Here is a 6,824-nt window from a genome sequence, read left to right as displayed (position 1 = left end):
TCGCAATATCACACAATTTAAAACGAATATACAACGAAACAATACAAAACGAACTCATACACCAAAACAACAAACAAAATACCTAAAAAACATGTAAAAAAAAATTATTTAAAAAAATAATTTTGAGTCGTCCTCTTTTTTTGTTAAAATCTCATTAATTATTTATAATAATTTAGATAAAACTATTATTAATATAAAATTATGGTGATAAATTATGAAAGCTGTTATTCCAGCAGCAGGTTTTGGAACTAGATTTTTGCCTGCTACAAAAGCCCAACCAAAGGAAATGTTACCAGTTTTTGACAAGCCAACAATTCAATATGTTATTGAGGAAGCGGTGGCTTCAGGTATTGATGATATCTTAATCGTAACTGGTAGAAATAAAAGGTCAATCGAAGATCACTTTGATAAATCATTTGAACTTGAACAGACATTGCAAAGCGCAGGAAAAGATGACCGCTTAAAACAAGTTCGCGATATCACTGATTTGGCTGACATTTGTTATGTAAGACAAAAAGAGCAAAAAGGTTTAGGTGATGCAATTTATTGTGCTAAAAAGCATGTTGGTGGCGAACCATTTGCAGTAATGCTTGGAGATTCAATTACAAAAGGTCCAACTCCATGCACCAAACAATTGATTGATGTTTATGACAAATATGGGGCTTCTGCAATATCCCTTGAAGAGGTACCAAGAGAAAAAGTTGAAAGATATGGTATTATCAAAGGGAATAAAGTTGAAGAGGATATTTATAAAATTGATAAACTTGTAGAGAAACCTTTAGCTCATCAGGCTCCTTCTAATTTAGCTATTATGGGTCGTTACGTTTTAACACCAGATATTTTTGATAAAATTGATGAAACAGAACCTGGTGTTGGTGGAGAAATCCAACTAACTGATGCACTTCAAAAATTAGATTCTATTTATGGTGTTACATTTGAAGGAAAAACCTATGACATTGGAAATCGTATAGAATGGCTTAAAACATCAATTGAATTTGCAATGGATGATGATGAATCCAAAAAACAATTGATTGAATACATGAAAGAATTAATTAAAGAGGGATAGATATGGAAACTCAAAGAATTTTAGTCACTGGAGGTAGCGGTTTTATCGGTACCAATCTTGTAAATGAATTGAGCTCAAGAGGCCATGAGGTCTTGGCGGTGGATTTATTGCACCATGAAGGAGAAGCAGACCTTTATTCTGATTCATATTCTGACTATGTAAGGGGAGATGTAAGGAATTATCGTCAAATGGAGAGAATATTTGATGACAATGATAAATTTGACTATGTATATCACCTTGCTGCTGAATACGGAAGATGGAACGGTGAAGGATATTATGAAAACCTTTGGGAAACCAATGTAATCGGTCTTAAAAACATGATTCGCCTACAGGAAAAATTAGGATATAGAATGATTTCATTTTCATCCGCTGAAGTTTATGGGGATTATGAGGGAATCATGTCTGAAGACGTAATGGAAAACAGACCAATTTCAGAAACATATCAAATGAATGATTATGCAATCTCTAAATGGGCTGGAGAGTTAATGTGTATGAATTCAGCAACCATGTTTGGAACTGAAACAGTACGTGTAAGACCGGTAAACTGTTACGGCCCTCATGAAGCTTACTCACCATATAAAGGGTTCATTCCAATTTTCATCTATAAGGCACTTCATGGACTTCCTTATTCTGTCCATATGGGTCATAAAAGAATTATCGATTATGTGGAGGATACTGCAAGAACATTTGCAAATATTGTTGATAATTTCATCCCTGGTGAAGTTTACAATGTAGGAAGTAAACAGGAATGGGAAAGGGACATCAAACAATACTCTGACATGGTTTTGGATGCAGTGGGAATCGATGACAGCTTAGTAACTTACACTCCTGCTGAAGAATTCACAACTAAAGTCAAAACTATTGATTTTTCAAAAGCAATTCGTGATTTAAAACATAATCCTAAAGTTCCACCTGAAGAAGGAATTAAAAGAACTGTTGAATGGATGAAAGATTACTACAGAATAGAATAATGAAGTCCATTGTTATTATTCCCGCATTTAACGAAGAAGCAGCTATTGGATGGATTGTTAAAAAATCTTTCCAATATGCCGACAGTGTTTTGGTAATTGATGATGGAAGCAATGACAATACCTATCAATATGCCAAAGGTGAGGGAGCACGTGTAATAAAGCATTACACAAACTTCGGAAAGGGTGTTTCACTTAAAGACGCTTTTGGAGAAGTTGACGGATATGACATTGTCGTCACCATTGATGGTGACGGACAACACAATCCAGATGAAATACCAATACTTATGGCTCCGATTAGGGAAGGCCGTGCTGATTTTGTAAATGGCAGTAGATATTTAAACGGTTTTGATGAAAATACTCCCGCTTATCGTCGTGTAGGTCAAAGAGTATTGGATATTGCTACTAACATTACTGCCGGAACCCATGTCACAGATTCACAAAGCGGTTTTAGGGCATTTAATGGAAAAACTATTTCTTGTTATAAATTCAGAGATCCTGGTTTTGGAATTGAAAGTGAGATGATAGCTGATGCTGCTGAAAACAATTTAAGAATACTTGAAGTTCCAATTACAGTTAGATATGATGTTGAAAACTCATCAACTAAAGGACCAGTCACTCATGGTGTTGGTGTGCTTTTAAAAATCATGAAAGACAAGGCCATTAGAACTTTTAAACGATAATTATGCAAAAGAGACTTATTGAAAAAACCGGAGATGAAATATCCACTCTTGGTTTTGGAGCCATGAGACTGCCACTTAAAAATGGTAAAATCGACAGGATTAAAGCAAAAGAGTTAATTTACCATGCAATTGACAATGGGATTAATCTTATAGATACTGCTTATTTGTATGGGGACAGTGAGTCTTTTTTAGGCGAAATTTTACCCGAAATCAAATCAAAGGTCAAAATTTGTACCAAATTGCCTGCCATTAATGTTAGAAAGTATGAGGACATGGAAAAAATATTGGATGAGCAGTTAAAAAGGCTTCAAATTGATTGCATTGATTATTATCTTATTCATGCTGTTGATTTAAAAGCAATTAACCGATTGCTTAAAAGGGACTTAATTAAATTCATAAACAAAGCTAAAAATGACGGTAAAATAAAGCACATCGGATTTTCATATCATGGTCCAAAGGAGGAATTTGAGATAGTCCTTGAGGGTTATGATTGGGATGTTGTAATGATTCAATATAACTACTTTGATGAGAATATCCAGGCAAGTCTGGAAGGAATTGAATATGCGGCATCAAAAGGAATGGGTATTTTTGTAATGGAACCATTAAAAGGTGGAATTTTGGCTGGAAAGATGCCCAGTGAAGTTGAAAAAATCTTCAAAAAGGCAAATCCAAATAAAAGCAATGCAGATTGGGCTTTTGAATGGGTTTTAAACAACGGAAACATTACTAGTGTATTGTCCGGAATGAACAGTTTTGAGCAATTGGATGATAATATTGCTATTGCAGATAAGACAACACCTCTATCAATGACATTTGAGGAAATGGAAACGGTGGAACTTGTAAAAAGGGTGATGAGAGATTCACTTAAAATCAATTGTTCTACTTGTGGCTATTGTATGCCGTGTCCTCAGGGTGTCAATATTCCTGTGTGTATGAGACTATATAACGAAAAATACCTATTTAATCACAAAGGACTATTCAACCAGTCATTTGTTGATTATTACCAGTATGTTGGCGGTATCATGGGTGCTGAAGGCAATGCAGGTAAATGTAACGCTTGCGGTAAGTGTCTTAGGAAATGCCCTCAAAGATTGGATATCATAGAAGAGCTTAAAAAAGTTAAAAAAGAATTTGAAGTGCCAGGAATGAAATATATCCTAGCATTTATTAAACATGTTGGTTTTCCGATTTACAGATACTTCATAAAGCTTTTAAACCATTAATCATTCCTTATTCTGTCGTTTATTCCTTCCACTCTTGGGATTCAACCACATCATATGTTTCTCTTCAAAGTTTTTGGCCTACAAGGTTTGTGACATCTGTAAAAACTCTACTGTTTTGTTGTTTTAAAAAGTGGTCAAAAAAATTATATGGCATTTTTATCACTTCAATTTTTATTTTAATATGTAATATTTGTCTATAGATTATTTAAAGCTTGTTGAAGCTACTTTGTAAAATTGCAGTCATTGATTCATCTTATTTAAAGTTAACTGTGAAATTATTATATACTTTAAAAATTAAAGTAATAATCATGAAACTCGAAGAACTTTTAGCACCATGTCCAAAATGTGGTTCAAAAGACAAGTTGGCTCACAGAAAAATGTTAGACAATCATAGAGCACACGCAGAAATGGAAACCGTAAAATGCGAAAACTGCGGCTACATATTCTTTGTAAACGAAGACATGGATCCAGATGAGAAAAAACAATTATTAAACGAATTAAACAAAATCTATGTATAAGTATGACATTTCATGTAATGATTATCCCTACACTCAATTGCCCATCTAATTGCAAATACTGTTGGGGATCTGAAAATAAAAAGGAAATGATGGATATAGAAATCATAGACCATATTATCTCATGGTTAAAGGATTTTAGGGATGATAAGGTACATTTCACATTCCACGGTGGAGAACCCCTTCTTGCAGGCTATGATTTTTATAAAGAGGCCCTGGAAAAACTTTCAAAACTTGAAAATCTCGATGGTTTTTCACTTCAAAGTAACATTTGGCTTTTAAGCGATGAATTGATTGACTTATTTGTAAAATACAATGTGGTTGTAAGTACAAGTATAGATGGACCAAAAGAAATCAACGATTATCAAAGGGGAGAAGGTTACTTTGACAAAACAATGAGCAAATATGAACTTGCAAAAAGTAAAGGCCTGATTATTAACTTTGTTTTAACAGTAACAGATTACTCAAAAGATTTCTCAGATGAACTGTATGAATTCTTTAAAGGCGAAAAGATGAGCTTGAAGATTCATGCGGCACTGCCTTCACTTAGGGGGGATAATGCAGACCCATGGGCACTTGACCAGGAAGAGCATGGAAAGCTCCTGGTTGATTGGTTGGATAAATACCTTTATGATTTGGATAAATTCTCAATTATGGATTTGGATCATATCTGTAAGTCTTCACTTAGAAGAAGAGGAACACTTTGCACATTTGCCGATTGTATTGGTACTACTTTAGCAGTTGGCTCAGACGGTTCAATCTATCCATGTTACAGGTTTGTAGGAATGCCAGAATATGTTTTGGGAAATGTGGTCGACAATCCAAGTTTTGATGATTTAAAAACATCAGGCGCCTGGGCAAAACTCCAGCAATTCAGAGATTATGTTGATGAGAACTGCAAAAAATGTAATTTTGTCAAGTATTGTGAAGGGGGATGTCCTTACAATGCAATTGTAGCATATCAGACTCCTGAAGCTGTTGACCCACAATGTACAGCCTATAAAATGATATTTAGTGAAGTTTCAAAAAGAATGAATAAGGAATTTGCAAAATCCGCTTTTGGAATGGGAGCACCTGCTGAGAGAAAAGACGGTGAACCGTTCAGTATAATGGATCTTGCAATGAAACCTTAATTATTTTTTTTTATTAGAATCTTCTTTTTTTTTCAACACAAATAATATATAGTTAATTGTATAATCTTATTGGTAGGTATTAATATGAATGATAAAATAATTTTAGGACTTCCAAAAGGAAGTTTAAATAATGTAAAAAGAGGAAATACATATCAGCTTTTTGTTGATGCAGGTTATGAAGTTAAAGGTTATGAACCTGGTGATGAATCTTACGAAATTGAAATTTTAAATGATGAAGATATTGTTGCTTTTCTTACTCGTCCGCAATCCACTCCTGTAGAATTGAATAGAGGAATGGTTGACATAGCCATTGTTGGTGAGGACTGGATTAAGGAGGAATCAGTTTTAAGAGACACCAACACAGTTAAAATTGGAGATTTGGATTATGGAAAAACCCGTTTGATTGTTGCGGTTCCTAAGGAATCTCCATATGACAGTTTATCAGATTTATTCGAAGCTAATAAGGATAGAAAAACTCCAATATTATGCTTTACAGAATATCCAAATTTAACCAGAAAATTCATCATGGAAAATGAGGTTTATCAGGAAATCTATGGTGATGCAGTACCATTTGTACAGGTCAGAGGTTTAACTGATGGTGACAATGAGATGGTTCAGGTTATCAATTCTGACGGTGCAACAGAAGTATATATTGCTAAAGGTGCCGATTTGATTGTAGATAATACCCAAACAGGGAGCAGCCTAAGGAAAGCTGGCCTTAAGGAAATTGAAACAATATTGCATTCCTCAGCCGGTCTTTATGCAGGTGTAAGTTGTACAGGTGAAAAGCTTGGAAAGGCTAAAATGATTTATGAGCAGTTATTGGGTGCAATAACCGCTAAGAAATATTTCGATGTAAAGTTCAATATAGCTAATGATAAGATTGATGATGTTTCAAGCTATTTGATTGAAAACAAGCTTTGTGCAGATGAGCCTACATTGACTCCGGGTTCTGATTTCTCACAAATCAACGTTTTAATCCCTAAAGCTAAATTCCCAGAAATGGTTGATGCAATCAAAGGATTTAATGCAACTTCAATTATTAGAAATGATTTAAAACAACTCATTGAATAATCATTTCCTTTTTTTTAATTTTCAAATATCATGATAAATCGTTAACATTTATAAACTATTTTTGATATAAATAAATATATTATTTTAATGATGGGGATAAAACATGTTAACATCTGTCCAAAAAGAAATTTTACAAACTTTAATTAATTTATATCAATCCTC

8 protein-coding genes are annotated in these 6,824 nt (G+C 33.9%); all 8 read left to right on the top strand.

Annotation, left to right across the window (positions count from 1 at the left end):
- Positions 1–214 precede the first annotated feature (214 nt).
- Positions 215–1,066: a UTP--glucose-1-phosphate uridylyltransferase GalU gene (gene galU / locus ACKI32_RS03335; protein ID WP_407413477.1), complete on the top strand. Its 852-nt coding sequence runs from the start codon at positions 215–217 to the stop codon at positions 1,064–1,066.
- A gap of 2 nt (positions 1,067–1,068) precedes the next feature.
- Positions 1,069–2,037 carry an NAD-dependent epimerase/dehydratase family protein gene (locus tag ACKI32_RS03330; RefSeq protein WP_407413475.1) on the top strand — a complete coding sequence of 323 codons (969 nt, stop codon included), beginning with the start codon at positions 1,069–1,071 and terminating at the stop codon, positions 2,035–2,037.
- The gene (locus ACKI32_RS03325; RefSeq protein WP_407413473.1) at positions 2,007–2,717 is read left to right on the top strand and encodes a glycosyltransferase family 2 protein; all 711 of its coding nucleotides are present in this window, start codon (positions 2,007–2,009) and stop codon (positions 2,715–2,717) included. The genes ACKI32_RS03330 and ACKI32_RS03325 overlap by 31 nt, the downstream gene beginning before the upstream one ends.
- A gap of 2 nt (positions 2,718–2,719) precedes the next feature.
- Complete coding sequence (locus tag ACKI32_RS03320) at positions 2,720–3,940, top strand: aldo/keto reductase (protein WP_407413471.1); 1,221 nt, start codon at positions 2,720–2,722, stop codon at positions 3,938–3,940.
- A gap of 308 nt (positions 3,941–4,248) precedes the next feature.
- The gene (locus ACKI32_RS03315; RefSeq protein WP_407413469.1) at positions 4,249–4,458 is read left to right on the top strand and encodes a TIGR04165 family Cys-rich peptide; all 210 of its coding nucleotides are present in this window, start codon (positions 4,249–4,251) and stop codon (positions 4,456–4,458) included.
- Positions 4,459–4,460: 2 nt separating this feature from the next.
- The gene (locus tag ACKI32_RS03310) at positions 4,461–5,588 is read left to right on the top strand and encodes a TIGR04083 family peptide-modifying radical SAM enzyme (RefSeq protein ID WP_407413467.1); all 1,128 of its coding nucleotides are present in this window, start codon (positions 4,461–4,463) and stop codon (positions 5,586–5,588) included.
- 84 nt (positions 5,589–5,672) lie between these two features.
- Positions 5,673–6,662 carry an ATP phosphoribosyltransferase gene (locus tag ACKI32_RS03305; protein ID WP_407413465.1) on the top strand — a complete coding sequence of 330 codons (990 nt, stop codon included), beginning with the start codon at positions 5,673–5,675 and terminating at the stop codon, positions 6,660–6,662.
- A 103-nt stretch (positions 6,663–6,765) separates the two neighbouring features.
- Positions 6,766–6,824: hypothetical protein (locus ACKI32_RS03300; protein ID WP_407413479.1), on the top strand; the 59-nt coding region annotated here is incomplete at its 3' end.

This window comes from Methanobrevibacter sp., assembly GCF_045611865.1.
In the GTDB taxonomy this organism is placed as follows: domain Archaea; phylum Methanobacteriota; class Methanobacteria; order Methanobacteriales; family Methanobacteriaceae; genus Methanocatella.
The sequence above is the reverse complement of the archived record's forward strand: the minus strand, read 5'-3'. Positions and strand labels throughout refer to the sequence as shown.